At 72.3% G+C, this 18,638-nt stretch carries 15 protein-coding genes; all 15 read right to left on the bottom strand.

All coding sequences use genetic code 11. The features are described 5' to 3' along the window. Positions 1 to 5: 5 nt before the first annotated feature. The 15 genes from OG937_13770 to OG937_13700 are packed head-to-tail and all read right to left on the bottom strand — an operon-like array spanning position 6 to position 18,635. The gene (locus OG937_13770; protein ID WUD72685.1) at positions 6 to 1,340 is read right to left on the bottom strand and encodes a glutamate-1-semialdehyde 2,1-aminomutase; all 1,335 of its coding nucleotides are present in this window, start codon (positions 1,338 to 1,340) and stop codon (positions 6 to 8) included. 7 nt (positions 1,341 to 1,347) lie between these two features. Then, positions 1,348 to 1,899: a dTDP-4-dehydrorhamnose 3,5-epimerase gene (gene rfbC / locus OG937_13765; GenBank protein WUD72684.1), complete on the bottom strand. Its 552-nt coding sequence runs from the start codon at positions 1,897 to 1,899 to the stop codon at positions 1,348 to 1,350. Continuing rightward, a complete protein-coding gene (locus OG937_13760; protein ID WUD72683.1) occupies positions 1,896 to 3,146 on the bottom strand; it encodes a polysaccharide pyruvyl transferase family protein in 1,251 nt (416 codons plus the stop codon). Before OG937_13760 ends, rfbC begins: the two co-directional genes overlap by 4 nt. Further along, a complete protein-coding gene (locus OG937_13755; GenBank protein ID WUD72682.1) occupies positions 3,143 to 4,090 on the bottom strand; it encodes a glycosyltransferase in 948 nt (315 codons plus the stop codon). Before OG937_13755 ends, OG937_13760 begins: the two co-directional genes overlap by 4 nt. Continuing rightward, positions 4,087 to 5,394, bottom strand: a complete 1,308-nt coding sequence (locus OG937_13750) for a hypothetical protein (GenBank protein ID WUD72681.1) — start codon at positions 5,392 to 5,394, stop codon at positions 4,087 to 4,089. Before OG937_13750 ends, OG937_13755 begins: the two co-directional genes overlap by 4 nt. Next, positions 5,391 to 6,674, bottom strand: a complete 1,284-nt coding sequence (locus OG937_13745) for a DUF4910 domain-containing protein (protein ID WUD72680.1) — start codon at positions 6,672 to 6,674, stop codon at positions 5,391 to 5,393. The genes OG937_13750 and OG937_13745 overlap by 4 nt, the downstream gene beginning before the upstream one ends. Next, positions 6,662 to 7,687 (bottom strand): SDR family oxidoreductase, encoded by a 1,026-nt coding sequence (locus tag OG937_13740; protein WUD72679.1) that lies wholly within the window; start codon positions 7,685 to 7,687, stop codon positions 6,662 to 6,664. Before OG937_13740 ends, OG937_13745 begins: the two co-directional genes overlap by 13 nt. A 3-nt stretch (positions 7,688 to 7,690) precedes the next feature. Then, complete coding sequence (locus OG937_13735; GenBank protein ID WUD72678.1) at positions 7,691 to 8,338, bottom strand: PIG-L family deacetylase; 648 nt, start codon at positions 8,336 to 8,338, stop codon at positions 7,691 to 7,693. Further along, positions 8,335 to 9,129 carry a glucose-1-phosphate cytidylyltransferase gene (locus OG937_13730; protein WUD72677.1) on the bottom strand — a complete coding sequence of 265 codons (795 nt, stop codon included), beginning with the start codon at positions 9,127 to 9,129 and terminating at the stop codon, positions 8,335 to 8,337. Before OG937_13730 ends, OG937_13735 begins: the two co-directional genes overlap by 4 nt. Next, positions 9,126 to 10,361: a class I SAM-dependent methyltransferase gene (locus OG937_13725; protein WUD72676.1), complete on the bottom strand. Its 1,236-nt coding sequence runs from the start codon at positions 10,359 to 10,361 to the stop codon at positions 9,126 to 9,128. Before OG937_13725 ends, OG937_13730 begins: the two co-directional genes overlap by 4 nt. Next, positions 10,358 to 11,635 carry a glycosyltransferase family 4 protein gene (locus OG937_13720; protein WUD72675.1) on the bottom strand — a complete coding sequence of 426 codons (1,278 nt, stop codon included), beginning with the start codon at positions 11,633 to 11,635 and terminating at the stop codon, positions 10,358 to 10,360. The genes OG937_13725 and OG937_13720 overlap by 4 nt, the downstream gene beginning before the upstream one ends. Before the next feature lie 2 nt (positions 11,636 to 11,637). After that, entirely contained in the window at positions 11,638 to 12,942 is a 1,305-nt protein-coding gene (locus OG937_13715) for an O-antigen ligase domain-containing protein (protein ID WUD72674.1), read from the bottom strand. 1 nt (position 12,943) lies between these two features. After that, positions 12,944 to 14,485 (bottom strand): right-handed parallel beta-helix repeat-containing protein, encoded by a 1,542-nt coding sequence (locus OG937_13710; protein WUD72673.1) that lies wholly within the window; start codon positions 14,483 to 14,485, stop codon positions 12,944 to 12,946. A gap of 8 nt (positions 14,486 to 14,493) precedes the next feature. Next, a complete protein-coding gene (locus tag OG937_13705; GenBank protein ID WUD72672.1) occupies positions 14,494 to 16,458 on the bottom strand; it encodes a heparinase II/III family protein in 1,965 nt (654 codons plus the stop codon). Further along, a complete protein-coding gene (locus OG937_13700; GenBank protein WUD72671.1) occupies positions 16,455 to 18,635 on the bottom strand; it encodes a bi-domain-containing oxidoreductase in 2,181 nt (726 codons plus the stop codon). The genes OG937_13705 and OG937_13700 overlap by 4 nt, the downstream gene beginning before the upstream one ends. Positions 18,636 to 18,638 lie beyond the last annotated feature (3 nt).

The following is an 18,638-nucleotide window of genomic DNA, read 5'->3' as shown; positions in this document are numbered from 1 at the left end:
CCCCGTCACGCCAGGCGGCGGAACACGGGTTTCACCGGTCGTCCGGTCAGCCAGGGGGTGGGGTCGGCGGCGTCCAGTGCCTTCCTGTACACCGCGCATGCCCGGGCCACCACGTCGACGGTGTGATCGATGTCGGCGTCGCTGAGCGCGCTGCTCACCACGAACGACGGGGCCAGCACCCCGCCGGCGAGGAGCCGGTGCAGGAACAGGGTGCGGTACTCCTGCGAGGGCTGCAGGTTCTCGTCGAGGGTGGCGAAGACCAGGTTGCTGGGCCGGCCCCGGACGACGATGTGGTCGCCGACGCCCATGGCGGCCGCGGCGTCGCGGACACCCGCGGCCAACCGCTCGCCCAGGGTGTGCAGCCGCGCGGTGACGCCCTCTTCGACGTAGGTGGTGAGCACGGCCATCGCGGCTGCCAGGGAGTGCGTTTCCGCACCGTGCGTGGTGGACAGCAGGAACACCCGGTCGCCGGAGTGCCGCAGCCCGCCCCGCTCCATCAGATCGCGGCGCCCGGCCAGCGCGGAGACGGCGAATCCGTTGCCCAGCGCCTTGCCGAACGTGGAGAGGTCGGGGACGACGCCGTACAGGCCCTGGGCGCCCGCCTCCGACCAGCGGAAGCCGGTGATCATCTCATCGAAGATCAGTACGCAGCCATGCCGGTCGGCCAGCTCGCGCAGGCCGGCGAGGTACCCCGGCGGCGGCTCGGTGTGGGTGGCGGGTTCGAGGATCAGACAGGCGACCTCGTCCCGGTACCGGGTGAGCAGCTCCTCCGTGGCGGCCAGGTCCCCGTAAGGGAACGCCACGGTGAGCTCGTTGGACGCCGCCGGAACACCGGCGGACATCGGCGTGGTGCCGATGAACCAGTCGTCGACGGAGAAGAAGGGATGGTCGGCGCAGAGGGCCACCCGCGGGCGTCCGGTGGCGGCGCGGGCGAGGCGCACCGCGGCGGTGGTGGCGTCGGAGCCGTTCTTCGCGAACTTCACCATCTCGGCGGTCGGCACCGTGGCCAGGAAGCGTTCCGCGGCTTCGACCTCCACGATGGACGGCCGGACGAAGTTGCTGCCGCGGTCGAGTTCCCGCCGCACGGCCTCGACCACACGTGGGTGGGCGTGACCGAGGCTGACCGACCGCAGGCCGGAGCCGTACTCGACGTAGCGGTTGCCGTCGACGTCCCACACGTGGGCACCGTGGCCGTGGCTGATGACCGGGGCCAGGTTCTCGGGGTACTGGTCGTCGCCCTTGGCGTAGGTGTGCGCACCCCCGGGGATCATGGCGTGCAGCCGCTCGTTTGCCATCCGCGACCGGGGCAGGAGCAACTCTTCGGTGTCTTCGGTGTACACGCCGACCTCAACCTTCCTGGTGCTTGAGGACCTCGGCGAGGCTCGGCGCCTCCCGGTCCCGCTGGGACATCGATGTGACCGGCAGCGGCCAGGCGATGGCGAGCTCCGGGTCGTCGAAGGCGATCGTCACGTCCTCGGCCGGATCGTGCGGGCGGTCGATCCTGTACGAGGTGTCGGCGGTGTCGGTCAGCGCCTGGAAGCCGTGCGCGCACCCCGCCGGGATGTACAGGGTCACCTGCGTCTCGCCGGACAGCTCGAAGGTGGCCCGGTTGCGGTACGTCGGCGAGTCCGGCCGCAGGTCCACGACGACGTCGAAGATCCTCCCGTACGAGCACCGCACCAGCTTGGCCTCGCCGGCGCCGGAGCGCAGGTGCAGGCCGCGCAGTACGCCCCGGACCGAGCGGGACAGGCTGTCCTGGATGAAGGCGTCCGGGTCGAGGCCCACCGAGCGGACCACGTCGGCGTCGAAGGTGCGGCAGAAGAAGCCGCGTTCGTCGGCGTACGGCGTCGGTTCGAAGAGGTACGCGCCGGTGATCTCCGGGACTTGGGTCGCCTTCATGGGGCCTTCCGCGAGGTGTGGGCGTGGTCGGCCGCAGGGAACAGGGCCGCGGTCAAGGAGTGGAACTGGTGCTGGAGTCGCAGGGCGGCGGCCAGGTTCCGCTCGGTGAGGGTCCGCCGCAGCTCGGCCGAACGCTTCTCCAGCGCACGGAACTGTTCGAGCAGCCGGTCGGCGTCGACCTCGCGCGCCGGGTGGCAGTACGCGCCGAGGCCCATCTCCGCCATGAGCGCGTCACTCTTCGCCGCGTAGCTGAGGGCGAGCACCGGCGTACCGGTCTTCAGCGCGCAGATCAGGTTGTGGTAGCGGACCGCCACCACGGCGTCGGCAGTCGCCATCTCCTTCATCAGGTCGGCCAGTGAGGACGGCTCGGCGGCGGTGACCAGCGGCGAGTCCACCGCGTCGAGGATCGCGGCGACCACCGACGTGTCGCACTCGTCACCGGTGAGCAGCCGGACGGCCCGGTCCTCCTCGACCAGCGCGCGGACGAACCGGATCGTCCCGTCGAGGTAGCGCCGGTGTATCTCATCGGCCCGGGCACGATCGTCGTTGCCGCCGTGGAAGTCCATGACGCCGACGCAGACCGGGCCCTGCGGCGCCGACGGGACTGAGAGCTTGTCGGGTCCGCCCGACTGTGGCGTCGGCAGGGCGAACGCGAGGTCCGGGTAGACCTCGTCGCGCGCGGTGTCCACGCCCATCGCCCGCATCGCGTCGCGGGACTGCGCGTCCCGGTACGACCGGTAGGCGGCCAGCCGCGCCGACCAGCGCACCAGGGCCCGCGTCGGCCGGTCGCCGATCGTCGCGGCGCCGACGCTGACCAGCGCCACCCGGGTGCGCAGCAGCCGGCCACTGGCGCAGAGCAGGAACAGCGAGTACGGGAAGCCCCACGGCCGCAGCGGCAACGTGGCCTCCAGGACGCCCATGCCCGGGACGATCACCACGTCGTGCCGGCGTACCCAGGCGGCGGTGCGGAAGACGTCGACGAGTTTGCCCAGGCCCTTCCCCGCTACCGCGCCCGCACGCGAGGCGGTCCGGTACTCCCCGCGGTACCAGTGCAGCCGCGTCGCGGGGATCCCGAACCGGGTCGTCACGGCCTCGGGTCCGCCGCACAGCGCGTCCACGACCGCCTCCGGGTGTTCGGCGCGGAGGTACCCGAGCACGGCCTCGAGCGATCCGTCGTTGCCGAGGTTGCCCGAGCCGAGCAGGCCGAACACCCCGACGCGCACCGGGGCCCCGGCCGCGGCCGTCATGTCCGCCTCCCCTCACGGCCGGCGACGAGGGCGTCGACGGAGACGGTGAGCAGACCCGGGTCGACCGGGGCGCGGTCCTCGACCCGTTCGCCGGCGCCCGGCCGGACCCGGCTGGTCATCCATGCGGCCAGGTGGCGGTAGCACGCACGCCGGTCGGCCGCGGACAACGGCGCGCGCCGGATCGCCGAGGCGAAGCCCCAGACGTACTCGGCGAGCAGCCGGGGCGTCGGGTGCAGCAGGCCTGCCCGGCGCGGGTCCAGGTTGACGCACCGGGAGCGCTTGGAAGGGTTCGCCCGCTCGGCGCGGGTGGGGTGGTCGCGGCGGAAGTACAGCAGCTCCGGCACCTGGTGGAAGGGCCCGTGCAGGCCGATCTCGCTGACGAACGTGCGGTCCGCGTGGTGGTAGCTGTCGTGCGGCTTCACCCGGCGCAGCACGTCGGCACGCATCACCCCGTAGAAGTCGTCGCCGCCGGGCTCGAACAGCATGCTGCGGAATCGCTCCGGCGCGTGCGGCGAGTCGGTGGCGAGCGTGTACTCGTACGGGACCTTCACCGTGCCATCGGCGTCGATGACCGCCTGGTCGGCGTGCGCGAGGATCACGTCCGGCCGTTCGTCCAGCGCCTCCACGCAGCGCCGCAGCAGGTCCCGGGCGTACAGGTCGTCGTGCGAGGCCCACTTGAACAGCTCGCCGCGGCACTCGGTGAACACGTGATTGTGGTTCGGGGCGGCGCCGATGTTCCGGGGCAGCCGGAGGTAGCGGATGCGCGAGTCCCGCGCGGCGTACTTGCGGCAGATCTCCTGGGTTCCGTCGGTCGAGGCGTTGTCGGAGATGACGAGCTCGAAGTCCTCGTAGGTCTGGCCGAGCAGGGCGTCGAGCGACTCGGCCAGGTACTCCTCGCCGTTGTACACGGGCAGGCCTATGCTCAGCCTGGGTTGGGCGGTCATGAGGTCCTCACTTCGGGGATGGGATCGCGGTGGTGCTCGCGCAGGGCGGAGCGCAGTTGCAGCCACCACACGGCCGAGCCGCTGACGGTCGCGGCGGCGACGCCCCAGGCCGAGCCGACCGTGCCGGCGGCGGCCGCCCCGCCGAGCCCGCCGCCGACGTAGCAGGCGGAGGCGAACAGCTGGCAGCGCAGGCTGCGCCGGGCCGCGCCGAGCGCGCGCAGTCCGGCCGCCGCGCCGGTGCCCAGGCCCGCGCCCGCGACGCCGAGGGTGACCGGCACGATGAGCTCCGAGGCGGAGTGCCAGACGCCGCCGAGCATCAGCTCGCCGAGCCGGCCGGGCATCAGCAGCAGCGCCGAGCCCCAGAGCAGAGCGGCGGCGGCCTGCCCCCCGCCCAGCAGGAGGCAGAACGTGCCGAGCCGGTGCGGGGCCCGCCGTAGCACCCGGGCCGCCTCCGGGACGGTGACCAGCGAAAGCCCCATGAGTACCGCCAGGAACGGGCCGAGCAGGAGCTCTGCGCCCCGCACCGCACCCACCGCGCTCACCCCGACGATCGCGCCGAGCCCGTACGCCCGCAGCTGGCTCGCACCGCTGAGGCTGACGTTCTCGACCAGGTACCGGTAGCCGAGGTCGCGCTGCTCGCGGAGCCACCCGCGCGCCTCGGTCAGCCGGGGCCGGATGCCGGACTGGAGGTAGCCGTACCCGGCCGCCACCGTGGCGGACGCGCCCCAGGCGAGCACGAAGGCCGCCACGCTGCCCGCACGGGCCGCCACCACCATGGCCGGGACGAGGGCGACACCCCACACGACGTCGTTGACGAACGCCTTCCGCCCGGTGCCGGCGGCGAAGAACGAGAACCGCCAGGCGTCCTGGAGCAGCAGCCCCGGCAACACGACACCAAGGGCGGCGAACGCGGGCCCCACCCGGCCGCCGAGGCCGAGCCCGGCCACCAGGCACGCCGCGCCGATGGCCGCACCGACGCCGAGCGCGGTACCCGTCGACCGGGCCACCGCCCCGCGCCAGGACGCCTCCGGCACGCCGCTGAAGCGCACCACGAGCGGATCGGTGGCCAGCCCGCGGGAGACGTTGAGCACCACGCCGTACGTCACCCAGGCGAGGCTGAACACGCCGAACGCGGTCACTCCCAGCGAGCGGGCGACGTAGACGCCCACCACGAAGTTGCTCACGCTGGAGGCCGCCTGGTCGGCCAGTCCCCAGGACAGCCGGCCGACCAGGGCCCGTCTGGCGGACCCGGCCGGTGGCGCCGTCGTCCGCGGATTCTCCCCCTCGGTGGTCATCGGTGTCATGCCTTGATCAGCCCGGCGTCGTGCAGGGCGCCGGCCGCGGCGGCGACGGCGTCGAACGGCAGCCCGGACCGCTCGGCGACGTCCAGCAGACTGCGCTCGCCGTCGGAGAGGCTGAGCACCCAGAGCATGGCCATCTGGGCCTGCTGCGCGTCGCTGCGGCCGCCGAGCGAGTCGTACAACCCGCGCCGGCCCAGCTGTGGCTCCCCGTAGGGGCTGAGGTTGACATACCGCCGGTTGCGGTCGAGCACGGCGAACGCCTCGCGGCAGACCGCGAGGGTGTCCGCCATCGCCTGCGGGGAGACAAAGTCCGGGTTGTCCGCCGAGGTGTGGTACTCGGGGTACCCGGCGTACGGGGTCCGGCTGAGCGATCCCACGCCGAGGTCGAACCCGGGCGAGCAGTACTGCCGCTCGTCGTAGCCGTACGGGGTGAACTCCTTGACGTGGTGCGGGCGTTCGGAGGCGGTCAGGACATGTCGCATCACCCGGTCGATCTCCGCGTCGCCGCGTCTGCTCTGCTTGTACGTCAGCCGGCCCGGGTCGCCGGCGCAGGCCAGTACGAGCCCGTGCTTGACCCGGTCCACCCGCTCCGCGTTGCGGGCCAGCCAGGTGATCGCCCCGATGGTGCCGGGCGCGTAGATGAACCGGTAGGTGTAGTACGGCGTCCCCTGTGCCAGCGCGCGGGCCAGGAACGTCGCCACCGCGATGCCGGCGAGGTTGTCGTTGGCCAGCGACGGGTGGCAGACGTGGCAGGAGACGATCACCTCGTCGGGGACCTGCCCGGGGACCACGTGCTCGGCGTAGGTGAGATGACCGTCCGCGAGCGTGGAGTCGATACGGACCTCGTACTCGCCGTCCGGCAGCCCGTCCAGGGTCTCCTGCGCCAGGCAGAACCCCCATTCCGGCTTGTAGTAGCTGGTGCGGTACGGCACCCAAGCCGGGTGCTCCGGCAGGGTGTGCAGATGCGACCGCAGCTCGGCCAGCGGCATGGTCGCCGACACCGGCACGCTGTAGCCGAGCACGTGCAGGCTCGACGCGGCGAAGTCGACGACCCGGTTGCCGCCGGCGTCGGCGACGTACGCGTCACGGATGTTCCACTCCTGCGGCACCGTCCAGTCGAGCACCTGCGTCCCGGTCGGCACCTCGTGCACCTGCAGCGGGACGTACTCGCCGACGATCTCCAAGGTGGCGCGCACACCGTCGCCGGTGATGCTCCGGCACAGCGGGTACAGCCGCTCCACCAGCGCGTGCATCTCCTCGCCGACTGCGGTCATCGGCGCCACCGCAGGGTGTCGTCGACCTCGCCGGCGCCGGACGCCGCGCGCAGCACGGCGAGCCGGGTGAAGCGCTGCTCGAAGTCCTCCCGGGACAGGTCGAACTTCCGGTAGGCGTCGGCGAGTTCGAGCGCGCCCTGCTTCACCGTCCACTCGCAGTCGAAGCCGGGGATCGCGGCGCGGAACCGGGAGAAGTCCACCCGGTACGACCGCGGATCGGCACCGGTCTCGCCCGTGATCACCACCTTCGCGCCGGACACCGCCTCGGCGACCTGCTCGGCGATCTCGGCGACCGTGACGTTGTTGACCTCGCTGCCGATGTTGAACGCGCGGTCGTGCACCGCCTCGCGCGGCGCGGTCAGCGCGGCCGTGAAGGCCCGTGCGATGTCGGCGGCGTGCACCAGCGGGCGCCAGGGGGTGCCGTCGGAGAGCACGAGGACCTCGCCGGACAGGAGTGCGTGGCCCACCAGGTTGTTCAGCACGATGTCGGCGCGCAGCCGGGGCGAGTAGCCGAAGGCGGTGGCGTTGCGCATGAACACCGGGGTGAAGTCGCCGTCGGCCAACTCGTGCAGGTCGTCCTCCACACGCACCTTGGACTCCGCGTACGGCGTCACCGGGCGCAGCGGGGCGTCCTCGGTCACCAGGTCGTCGCCGCCGGCGGCGCCGTAGACGGAGCAGGTCGACGCGTACAGGAAGCGCCGCACCCCGGCGTCGCGGGCCAGCCGGGCCAGGTGCACGGAGGCCTGGTGGTTGATGTCGTAGGTGAGCTCCGGCGCCAGCGATCCCAGCGGGTCGTTGGAGAGCGCGGCCAGGTGGATCACGGCGTCCACCCCGGCCACGTGGTCGGCCGTGACGTCGCGCAGGTCCACCCGGTGCCCCGGCGGGTCCGCGGGCGCCGGGCCCAGCACGCAGTCGGCGAACAGGCCGGCGTCGAGACCGACGACCTCGTGCCCGGCGGCCGCCAGGACCGGGGCCATCACGGTGCCCAGGTAGCCCTGGTGTCCGGTCAGCAGTACGCGCAAGGTTCATTCCCCCAGGTCGAGAGTGAGTTTGGTGACGGCGAACGCCTCGGCGTAGCGCGCGTGGCATTCGATGCCGCGGATCCGCGCAAGGCCGAGGAAGGCCTCCCGGTCGTACCAGGGCCGGTGCCGCTGCGAGGGGTAGTGCTCCTGCAGCAGCCGCACCTTCTGTTCGGCGGTCTCCGGCGACAGCGGCTGGTACGCCGACGGACGGCCGAGGTCGCCGTCCCACTTGACGATCTCGTAGCCGAGCACGAGGTGGTCGCGGAACGCGGTGGGCAGCAACCGCGCGAGGCCGCGGTGGTCCTGGTGCGCGTCATCGGTACGCGGCGCGAGGATCAGATCCGGCTCGGTCCGCTCGCGCAGCTCCTCTACCGCGGCCTTGGCCTCCTCCCAGTGCGCGGGCAGCCGGCCGTCCGGCAGCTTGAGCACGGTCAGCCGCAGGTCGGCACCGGGGCAGAAGGCGGCGAGCGCGGCCTGCTCCTCCTGCTCCCGCTCGCTGCCGCCGCCGGAGAGCACCAGCGCGTCGACGCGGATGCCCGGCCGCGCGCGGCACAGGGTCAGCAGCGTGCCGCCGGCGCCGATGGCGATGTCGTCGCAGTGCGCGCCCACCGCGACGATCCGGTCCGGGCGCCCGGCGCTGAGCCGGATCATGCGGTCCTCATTCCGGCGCCCTGTTCCCACACGGCCCACGGGCGGTCGCCCCTGGCGTAGGCGTCGTCGAGCGCGGCCCGCTCCTTCACGGTGTCGGTCGGCTTCCAGAAGCCGCGGTGCCGGTGTGCCACCAGCCGGCCGCGCTTGGCCAGTTGGGCGCATCCGTCGGCGACCAGGTCCCCGTTCTCCGGTATGTGGTCGAAGACCTCCTGGCGGAGCACGAAGTAGCCGCCGTTCTCCCACATCGGCAGGTCGCTCACCGCGGTGATGCCCCCCACCAGGCCGTCCTCGCCCAACTCCACGCAGTGGAACGAGGACTGGGGTGGCACCACCATCATCGACGCCCCTGCGTCGCGCCCGGCGAACCGGTCGATCATCTCCGGCAGCGGGGCGTCGGTGAGCACGTCGGCGTAGTTGGCGAGGAACATCTCGTCACCGTCCAGGTGGTGCCGCACCCGGCGCAGCCGCTCCCCGATCGGGGACTCGATGCCGGTCTGCGCGAACGTGATCGTCCAGTCGGCGATGTCGGTGGACAGCAGCTCGGTCCTGCCGCCCCGCAGCACGAAGTCGTTGGACGTCGTCTCCTCGTAGTTGAGGAAGAAGTTCTTGATGTGGTGCGCCCCGTACCCGAGGCACAGGATGAACTCCTTGTGCCCGAAGTGCGCGTAGTAGCGCATGACGTGCCAGATCAGCGGACGCGGGCCGACCATCGCCATCGGCTTGGGCACGTCGTCGGAGACGCCGTTGCGCATCCGCATCCCGTAACCGCCGCAGAACAGGACGACCTTCATGACTCGACCTCGACAATGCTCAGTTCCGGGATGGGAAAGACAAGGCGGCCGCCCCAGTCGTGCACGAAGGACAGCTGCTCGACCAGCTCGGCCCGCAGGTTCCACGGGAGGACGAGGACGTAGTCGGGTTCGTCGGCGGCTATCTGCTCGGGCGGCAGGATCGGGATGCGGGTGCCCGGGGTGAATCTGCCGTGCTTGTAGGGGTTGCGGTCGACCGTGTACGCGAGCAGGTCGGGCCGGATGCCGCAGTGGTTGAGCAGGGTGTTGCCCTTGCCCGGGGCGCCGTAGCCGACGACCGTCTCGCCGCGTTCGGCCGCCTCGATGAGGAACCGCAGGAGGTCCCGGCGCACCTTGGCCACCCGAGCGGAGAACTCGGTGTACCCCGACAGCTCCTGCAGCCCGGCGGCCTTCTCCCGGGCCAGCACGTCGGCCACCCGCTGCGTCGGCTCGCCGGCCACCTCGGACGGCCGGGCCCACAGCCGGATCGAGCCGCCGTGCGTGGGCAGCAGCTCGACGTCCACGAGCGTGAGTCCGCCGCTGGCCAGCGCCCGGATCGCGGACGCGACCGTGTAGTACTGGAAGTGCTCGTGGTAGATCGTGTCGTACTGGTTCTCCTCGATCAGGGTCAGCAGGTGCTGCACCTCGATGGAGACCCAGCCGTCGTCGGCGACCAGGGCGCGCAGCCCCTGGGTGAACCCGACGACGTCGGGGATGTGCGCGTACACGTTGTTGGCCACGACCAGGTCCGCCGGGCCGTGCTCCGCGCGGACGGCCGCGCCGGTCTCCGGGCTCAGGAACTCCGTGAGCGTGGGTACGCCCGCGTCCCGCGCCGCACCGCCGACGTTCACCGACGGCTCGATGCCGAGGCAGCGGATCCCCCGGTCCACCACGTGCTTCAGCAGGTACCCGTCGTTGCTCGCGACCTCGACCACGAAGGCTTCGGGGCCGAGACCCAGCCGTTGCACGGCACCGGCGACGAACGTGCGCGCGTGCTCCACCCAGGAGGTGGAGTAGGAGGAGAAGTACGCGTACTCCTTGAACGTCTCCTCCGGCGTGATCAGCGGCGGTATCTGCGCGAGCCAGCAGTCGGTGCAGACCCGCAGGTGCAGCGGGTACGCCGGTTCCGGTCGGTCGAGTTGGTCCGCGGCGAGGAAGCTCTCGCACGGCGGGGTCGCCCCCAGGTCGACGACGCTCGCCAGCGCCGTCGAGCCGCAGAGTCGGCATCGTGTCATCTACTGCCCCCATCCCTGCCCGCGCGGGTGTCCCCACCGCGAGCCAGCGTTTCCGTTCCTACCGGCGGCGCACTGTCCCCGCCGCCGGACCGACCCGCGATCGCGGCTCGGTACCCCTCCACCAGACGCTCCAGCCCGACGGCCGGACTGAAACCCTGCTCGTAACGGCGCCGGGCCGCCCGACCCATCTCCCGGTTGCCGGCCGGATCGGCCGTGATCCGGCGCAGGCACGACGCGAGCGAGGCGGCCTCCCCCGGCTGGTGCAGCAGCCCGGTCACCCCGTCCTCGACGAGTTCGACGAAGGCGCCGTGACGGGCCGCGACGGTCGGGACCCCCGCCGCCATGGCTTCCGCGACCACCAGGCCGAACGTCTCCAGGGCCATCGAGGGAGCCACCACGGCGACCGACCGCGCGACGACCTGCCGGCACTCTGCCGGGTCAAGCAGGCCGACGTACCGCACGTCGTCCCGGCCCGCCGCCCAGGTGGTCACCTCTCGCTCCAGCGGCCCCGCGCCGGCGATCACGAGCGGTACGCCCACACCGCCGCTCGCCGCGATCTCGTCCCACGCGGCCATGAGCAGGTGCACGCCCTTGCTCTCCGCGAGCCGGCCGAGAAAGAGCAATTGCTCACCGACGCCGGCTCGGCAGGCGCCCGGGTCGGGCACGAAGTTGTGCTTCACCGCCAGCCGCTCGGGCGGCATGCCGGACCGCACCAGGACGTCGCGCTGGGCCGCGGAGATGCAGAAGAACCGGTCCACGCCGGACCACCACCGCCGCCGGTTGACCGACAGGCTGACCGCGAGCGGCACCGTCGCCAGCCGGGAGTTCCGGTAGCAGCCGTGCCGGACGGCGGGCAGCGGCGCCGCCGACCCGACGCACTCGGTGCACAGCCGGCCGTCCCGCTGCAGCGTGCCGGGCGGGCAGACCTGGGTGTAGTTGTGCAGCGTGGCGACGGCGGGCACGCCGGCGTCGGCGCAGGCGGCCAGCACCGCGGGCGACAGGAGCGGGAAGACGTTGTGGACGTGCACCACGTCCGGCCGCTCGGTGCGAAGCCGGCCGGCGAGCTCCGCGCGGACCGCCGGATTCCACGGCACCAGCAGCGGCACCGCGACCTTGCCCAGCAGGGACCGGGTGGCGATGTCGTCGCTGCGGCGCTCGAACACCTCGACCCGGTGGCCGGCTTCGCGCAGCAGCCCCACCTCCTCATCGACGACCCTGTTCTCCCCGCTCGGCTGCGCCGAGGAGTAGCGGTTGTGCACCACGAGGACGTGCATGGTCAGGTCACCTCCCGATCCCGGGCCCAGCGAGGGATACGTCGCCGGGGGACAGCGGGCGTCGTCAGGGGCGTGGCCGCGGCAGGTGCCGCCAGCAGCGAGGCGGCCAGGGCCAGATGCAGCAGGTACGGTGAGGCGTCGCCCAGCCCGGCCTCGGTGTACGACGAGATCGCGACGTAGCTGATCAGGAAGATCGCGCAGGCCCTCGGCAGCGACGGTGGCCGCAGCAACGCGACACCGCCCAGCACGAGGATGAACGCCGCCACGAGGGTGACGCCGATCAGACCCTGCTCGTTGTAAACGGCCAGCCAGCTGTTGTCGATCGGCAGCCCGCCGAACGACTTGTCGCCCAGACCCATGCCGAACAACTTCTCCGCGGTCGTCCGGGGCGCTGCCAGCAGGGCGTCCCAGACCTTGGCCCGACCGGTGAGACTGGTGAAGTTCTCCTGGCTCTGTCCGCGCAGGAACCACGCCTGTAGCGCGGAGGCGAACCCCACCGCGGCCACCGCGGCGCACAGCACCGCCCAGGCGAAGAACCGGCGGGCGGCGGCGCTGGTCAGGACGAGCGAGCCGATCGCCAACGCCAACCCGAGGAGCAGGCCGACCGTGGCCGTCCGCGTATGGGTCAACGCGAGCAGGACGAGTGACGGCACGATGATCATCGCCGCGCCCGCCCTGTCGGTCCGGCGGCCCATCAGGAGCAGCACGGTGAGCCCGATGATCACCGCGGCGTACTGTCCGATCTGCGGCGGGGTGAGCGGCCACAACGCGCCGACCAGTCGCTCGCCGTAGAGCTCGGGCATGGCCGCACCCGGTGAGATGACCAGGCCGGCCATCACCAACGCGAGCACCGCGAAGTACATCCGGATGTGGTACCGGACGAACGTCAGGCTGCCGTCCCACCAGCGGCTGAGCAGCCACAGTGTGCCGACGAAGAGAGCGAGCCGGGCGCAGCGGAACAGCGCGCCGAACCCTGACTCCAGGTCCGCGCTGGAGATCACGCTCGGCACCAGCAGCAGGGTGAGCAGGAGCACGAAGGCGCTGGGCCGGATGCGCAGCCGGAGATTGAGCGTGAGCGCCAGCGCGAACGCGGCGACCAGCGCACCCATGGTGGCCATCTGGATGAGGGAGCGGGGCAGCGGGATGATGGTCTTCGCCCCGGCGGAGCCGAGCGTGTTGAGGACCAGCAGCCCCCAGACCACCCCGACGGTCTTCGGCGTGCCGGCAGGGCGCGGTTCGGCGCCGGGCCGCGTGCCCGCCGCGGCCGGTCCGCCCGGCGGCACACCGGGCGTCATGTCCCCGCCCATCTCAACCACCGGCCCGTGGGCGGAAGGTGCTGCCCGTGTCCTGCCGGTACGGCGTGCCCTGCCACTGCAGGACGTCGAGCGTCCGGCTCGGGTCGTGGGCGACGAAGCTCCACGGCCCGACGTAGACGTTGCCGTGCCAGCGGTTGTGCTGCTTGTTGGTGATCGCCTCTGCCACCCGTTGGCCCTGGTACGGCGACCAGTCCGGATAGGTGCCGTAGTTGGACAGCACCGCCATGCGGCCGCACTGCACCGTGCACCCGACGACGGACGCGTCCAGCATGAAGCGGTTGTCGTGGATGTCCACCCGCTGGGTCTTCCACCGGCAGTCGTCGTAGAGCGGTGCGGTGGCGATCGCCGGCTGTGCGCAGCGGTCGATGTCCGGCACCAGCAAGGTGCATTCACCGGCCGAGGTGTTGGCCGGGCTGTTGCAGAACCGGTCGGCGTTCTCCCACAGGGTGATCCCGGACCAGTTGTCCGTCAGTACGTTCCGATAGATTTCGATCTTGTCCGTGCGGGCCCGGATCCGTGGCTCGCCGCCGGACTCGGACAGGTAGATGGTCGCGAACGGGAAGCTGTCGCCGGCTTCGGCGGATGTGCGGCCCTCGACCCAGTTGTTCCGCCGGATCGTGTTGTTCCGGATGACCGCGTTGTAGCTGGTCTCGTAGATCAGCGCGGCACCGTCGTTGGCCTCGAGCACGTTGTTCTCGATACGGAAGTCGTTGTTGTTGTTGTCCGCCCACAACCCGGCGCCGCGGTTGTCGTGCACCCAGTTGCCGCGGACGTCGGCGCCGTTGACGGCCCAGAACTTGATGCCACCGGTGCAGCCGCAGCCTGGCCGCTGCTTCTCCCAGTCGTCGGTGTTGTTGCCCACGATCTCGTTGCCCTCGACCACCAGGTCGCGGATGGTGTCACCGGTCTTGTACGCGTTCATTCCGTATTGCCCGTTGTCGCGCAGGCAATTGGCCCGGACCTGTTGGCGGGCACCGGCCATCAGCCCGGCGCCGGAGTTGTTCTGGATCGTCGCGTGCTCGATCACCCACCCGTCGGCCATGTCGTGGTTGACCACGCCTTCGTCGTGCGGCGCGACGAAACGCTGCACGGTCAGATAGCTGATGGTGACGTCGGGGGCAGTGCCGCTGAACGCGTAGTTGTTGGTCTTCCGGCCGTCGAGCACCGCGCCCGGCGCGCCGAGGTAGCGGTTCCCCTTCTTGGCGATGACCTGGGCGTAGCGGCCCTTGTCGAGCGTGTGCGTGCCCGGTCGAAGCCAGAACGTGGTGCCCGGAGGGCTGTTCTCGGTCTTCTCGGCCAGGTCGCCGACCACCCCGGGGTCGACCGTCACCGCGCCCGCCGGCGCTTTCGCCGGCCCGGCCGCGGGCTTGACGCACACCCGGGCCACGGACTTGGAGGGCGCTCCGGACGTGGAGGGCGCACGCGTCGGCTCCGCCCGGGCGTCGTCCGGCGTGCTCGTACAGGCGGTCGCCGCCAGCAGGGCCAGCGCCAGCGGTGCCGCCGGCCACGCCCCGTGCCTCCACTTGAATCCCACGCGTCCCCCTAGCCGCGGAACCTGAGTACGGTGGTGAACTCCCCCGACAGCGCCGTGCCGTCGGCGAACCCGGTGCCGACCAGCGTCGTGGCGGGTTCCTTGCGCCCGAAGCCGGGGGAGTACCAGCCCAGCGGCGGGTCGCTCTCGCCGCGATGCGCCCGCCAGCGCAGCTGCCCGGGCAGGTCGAGCACCGCGGAGCGGTCCTCGCCGTCCCGGGTCCAGGTGAGCACCGCCCGGTTCTCCACCAGGTCCGCGGCGATCGCCGGGCCGAGGTGGAACGCCAGCTGCACGGCGGCCCGCCGCGGGCCGCGCACCTCGTCGACCACCCGCAGCTCCCGGCTCGCGGCGGTCAGCTCCACCCGGCGGCGGTGCACGGAGCGCTGGTAACCGTCGTGCTCCGCGCACCAGCGGACCGTCCCCCCTTCCGAGGCGCCGGACGTGTCCGCGACCAGGACGCGGCTGCGGGCATGCCGGGTCCACAGGAACGGGCCGCCGGAGACGGACTGGTCGCCGTCGTCCAGCTGCAGGGTGTTGTGGCCGAGGGTCGAGCGGAAGTACCGCCGCCACTCGGGCTGCCCGTGGTAGCAGAACGTCCCGGGGTCGGCGAGCACGTCGACCCCGTCGTGCCGGACCTCGACGGACAGCGCGTCCGCGTGGGCGTGCGCGGCGATGGACAGGAAGCCGTGCGGACCGCCGTCGCAGCGGCACCAGATCTCCCCCGGACCGCGCAGGATGGTGAGCCCCGCGTCGGCGAGGTGGTCCGGCCGGCTTGCCGGGCGGGTCACGGCCGGTGCGCCGGGTCGGATGAGCGCGGCCAGCAGCGGGGTGCGTACGTCGGCGCCGGTCACCGCGGGCCACCAGGCGAGCCGGCCGAACACGGCCTCCCCGGTCGCCAGCAGCGAGGCCCAGCGGTCGGTGCCCGCGCCGTCCACGACCAGACCGTGCCCGTCGTCCGCGTCCCCCTGACGCGGCGGCCGCAGCCGGCTGTCCACGACGGCCGCGAGCGCGTCGGTCATCCGCAGCAGCACCAGCCGGATCGACGCCGGGACCGGCACGCCGGCGGCGTCCGCCTCGGCCACCGCGGCCAGGCCGAGCTCCAGCACGAGTCCGTGGTACTCGGTGGCCAGCTCGCGGTTGAGGCCGGACTCGAAGGTGTTGCTCCTCAGGTGCCGTTCCAGCGACCGCACCGCGCCTGCCCGCCAGCGCGCCGAGGCGGGGAACCACCCGAACGCGCAGGCCGCGGCGAACTGCCCGGCGGCCTCGGCGACGACGTGGTTGTTCGCAGAGGACCCCCGGCTTGGGAAGGCGGCCAGCCAGCGCTGGTGGTGCCAGATCTGCCGGAGCGCCACCGGGTTGCCCTCGAACAGCCCGGCCGCACCCGGCCAGCCGTCGAGCAGCCGGCGGATCCACACCCAGGACAGCAGCCGGATGCCCAGCTCGATGCCGCTGGTCCAGTGCACCGAGCGCAGCGGCGGGTTGGCCGCCCACCACGACCGCAGGTGCTCGGCCACCCGCTCGGCGTACCGGTCGTTCCCGGTGATCGCGTAGGCGACGGCGAGCACGGTCAGGTACTGGTGCCGGGACGGCTCCCAGATCTGCTTGATGTCCCCGACCGCGTCCTCGTCCCGGTACGGCACGTCGAAGGCGTAACCCGACGGGGCCCGGCGCCCGGTCTTCGGGTCGTACCACCAGTCCGGGTCGGCGAGGTCGTCGCGTTCCACCCCGAAGAACTCGGCGTGCCCGTCCATCAGCCGGTCCGCCTGGGCGATGAGACGTTTCGCCGCGTCCGGTGGCACCGCGGCGATCGTCCCGGCGGGCAGGACCGCGGTGAACCGGGCGCCGGTCACGCCCGGGCCGTCGGGCAGCACCGACCGCCACCGCCGCCTGCGCACCGCGTCGCCCACCCGGCCGCCGACCTCGCGCGGTCCCATCCGGGACAGCCGCCGCAGGTACCAGCCCGCGGTCATGGTCATCGCGCCCTCGCCAACGTCACCGGCGCGCCGCCGGCCAGGCCGGCCTGCACGGCGAGGGTGGCCGCCGTGGTGGCGACCAGCGACTCCAGCGGCACCGGCATCGGTCCGCCGGTCCGCACGGCCTTGACGAACGCGGCCAGCTCGGCGGACTGGCCCTTGTCCCGGGCCTTGGGCAGCCGCGAACTGACCCACCGCTTGCGGCCGTAGACCGAGGCACGGACGAAGTCGTCGAGCCTCAGCACCCTGCCGTCCGCGACGAGGTCCAGCGTCTCCTTGGGGAAGCTGGGCGCGCCGGTGGTGACGTAGCTGATGGTGGCGGTGGACCCGTCCGGGTAGTGCAGCACGACCTGCAGGTCCTCGTTGCCCGACGTGGCGACCGCGTACACCGACACCGGGTCGGCATCGAGCAGCCAGCTCGCCGTGTCGATGAAGTGCCCGCCCTCGCCGGCGAAGCGCGAGCCCTCGGTGCCCTGCTGGAGGTACCAGCTCCCGTGCTGCAGCCGGCCCGCGTTGACCAGGTAGCGCAGGCTCGCCGGACCGGTCCGGGCGCCGAACCGCTTCTTGGCCTCCTGCAGCAGCGGCGCGAACCGGCGGTTGAAGCCCACCTGCAGCCGGTCGTTGCCGGATTCCTCGACCGCCGCGAGCACGTCCGCCAGCTCGTCCTCGGTGAGTGCCAACGGCTTCTCCACGAACACCGTCTTGCCGGCCAGCAGCGCCCTTCGGGTCAGTTCGGCGTGCGAGCTGTGCCGGGTGACGACGAACACCGCGTCGATGGACGTGTCGCCGAGCACGGCGTCGAGATCGGTGGTGGCCTGCGCGAAGCCGAACTTCCGCTGCGCGTTGGCCGCGGACAGCGCCGTCGTGGTGACGACCGTGGACAGCTCGACGCCGTCGCGCTGTGCCAGGTGCGGCAGCAGCATCGACGTCGCGTAGTTCCCCGCGCCGACGAACGCGAGCCGCACCGGTGCCTTGGCGGACCGGGCCGGGGCGGAGACTCCTTTGTCGCGTCGCACCGCGGGCACGGCCACCGCCGGGGCCTGCGCCTCTCCCGCGTGTTCGGGGTAGCGGAACAGCACGGCCACGGCCTTCAGGTCGCCGTCCTTCAGGCTCCGGTACGTCTCGACGGCGTCATCGAAGTCGGCGACGTGGGAGACCAGGGGCTCCACGTCGACGGCGCCGCGGGCGAGGAGATCGAGGAAGCACGCCAGGTTGCGGCGCTCGGTCCAGCGCACGTAGCCGATCGGGTAGTCCCGCCCTTCGAGCTCGTACGACGGGTCGTAGCGCCCGGGACCGTAGGAGCGGGAGAACCGGACGTCGAGCTCCTTCTCGTAGTACGCGTTCCACGGCAGGTCCAGACGGCACTTGCCGATGTCGACGACCCGGCCGCGGTCCCGGCTCAGCCGCGCGGCCAGCTCGACGGGCTGGTTGCTGCCGCCGCCGGCGGCCAGGTACACCTGGTCCACGCCGTGACCGCCGGTGAGTTCGGCGACGGCGGCTTCCACGGCCGCGGACGAGGGATCGCCGCAGGCCGCGGCGCCCAGGCGCTCGGCGAGCTCGCAGCGCGCCGGATCGGGGTCGACCCCGACGACGCGCACCCCCGAGGCGGTCAGGAGCTGCACCACCAGCTGCCCGATCAGCCCGAGGCCGATGACCAGCGCCACCTCGCCGAGCTGCGGCTCGCCTTGGCGGACGCCCTGCATCGCGATCGACCCGACGGTGCCGAAGGCCGCGTGCCGCGGCGCGAGGCCGTCCGGCACCGGGGCGTAGAGGTTCTTGGGAACCCAGTTCAGCTCGGCGTGCAGCGCGTGCTCGTTGCCGGCGCAGGCCACGAGGTCGCCGACCTTCACGTCGTCGATCCCGCTGCCGACCTGCTCGACCACCCCGCACAGCGAGTAGCCCAGCGGGGTGTAGGAGTCCAGCTTGCCCATCACCTTGCGGTAGGTGGCGGGCACCCCGTTGGTGGCCACGCTCTGCATGACCTTGGCCACCTGGTCCGGCCGCGAACGGGCCTTGCCCAGCATCGACATGCCCGCCTCGGACACCTTCATGAGCTCGGTCCCGGTGGAGATCAGCGAGTAGGCGGTCCTGACCAGCACACCGCCCGGCTTGCACCCCGGCTCCGGCACGTCGAGCACCGCCAGCTCGCCGCTCTTGTAGTTCTGCACAACCTGCTTCACCCG

It is taken from the genome of Streptomyces sp. NBC_00510 (assembly GCA_036013505.1).
Taxonomy (GTDB): Bacteria; Actinomycetota; Actinomycetes; order Streptomycetales; family Streptomycetaceae; genus Actinacidiphila.
This window is presented reverse-complemented; position numbering and strand designations above follow the sequence as displayed.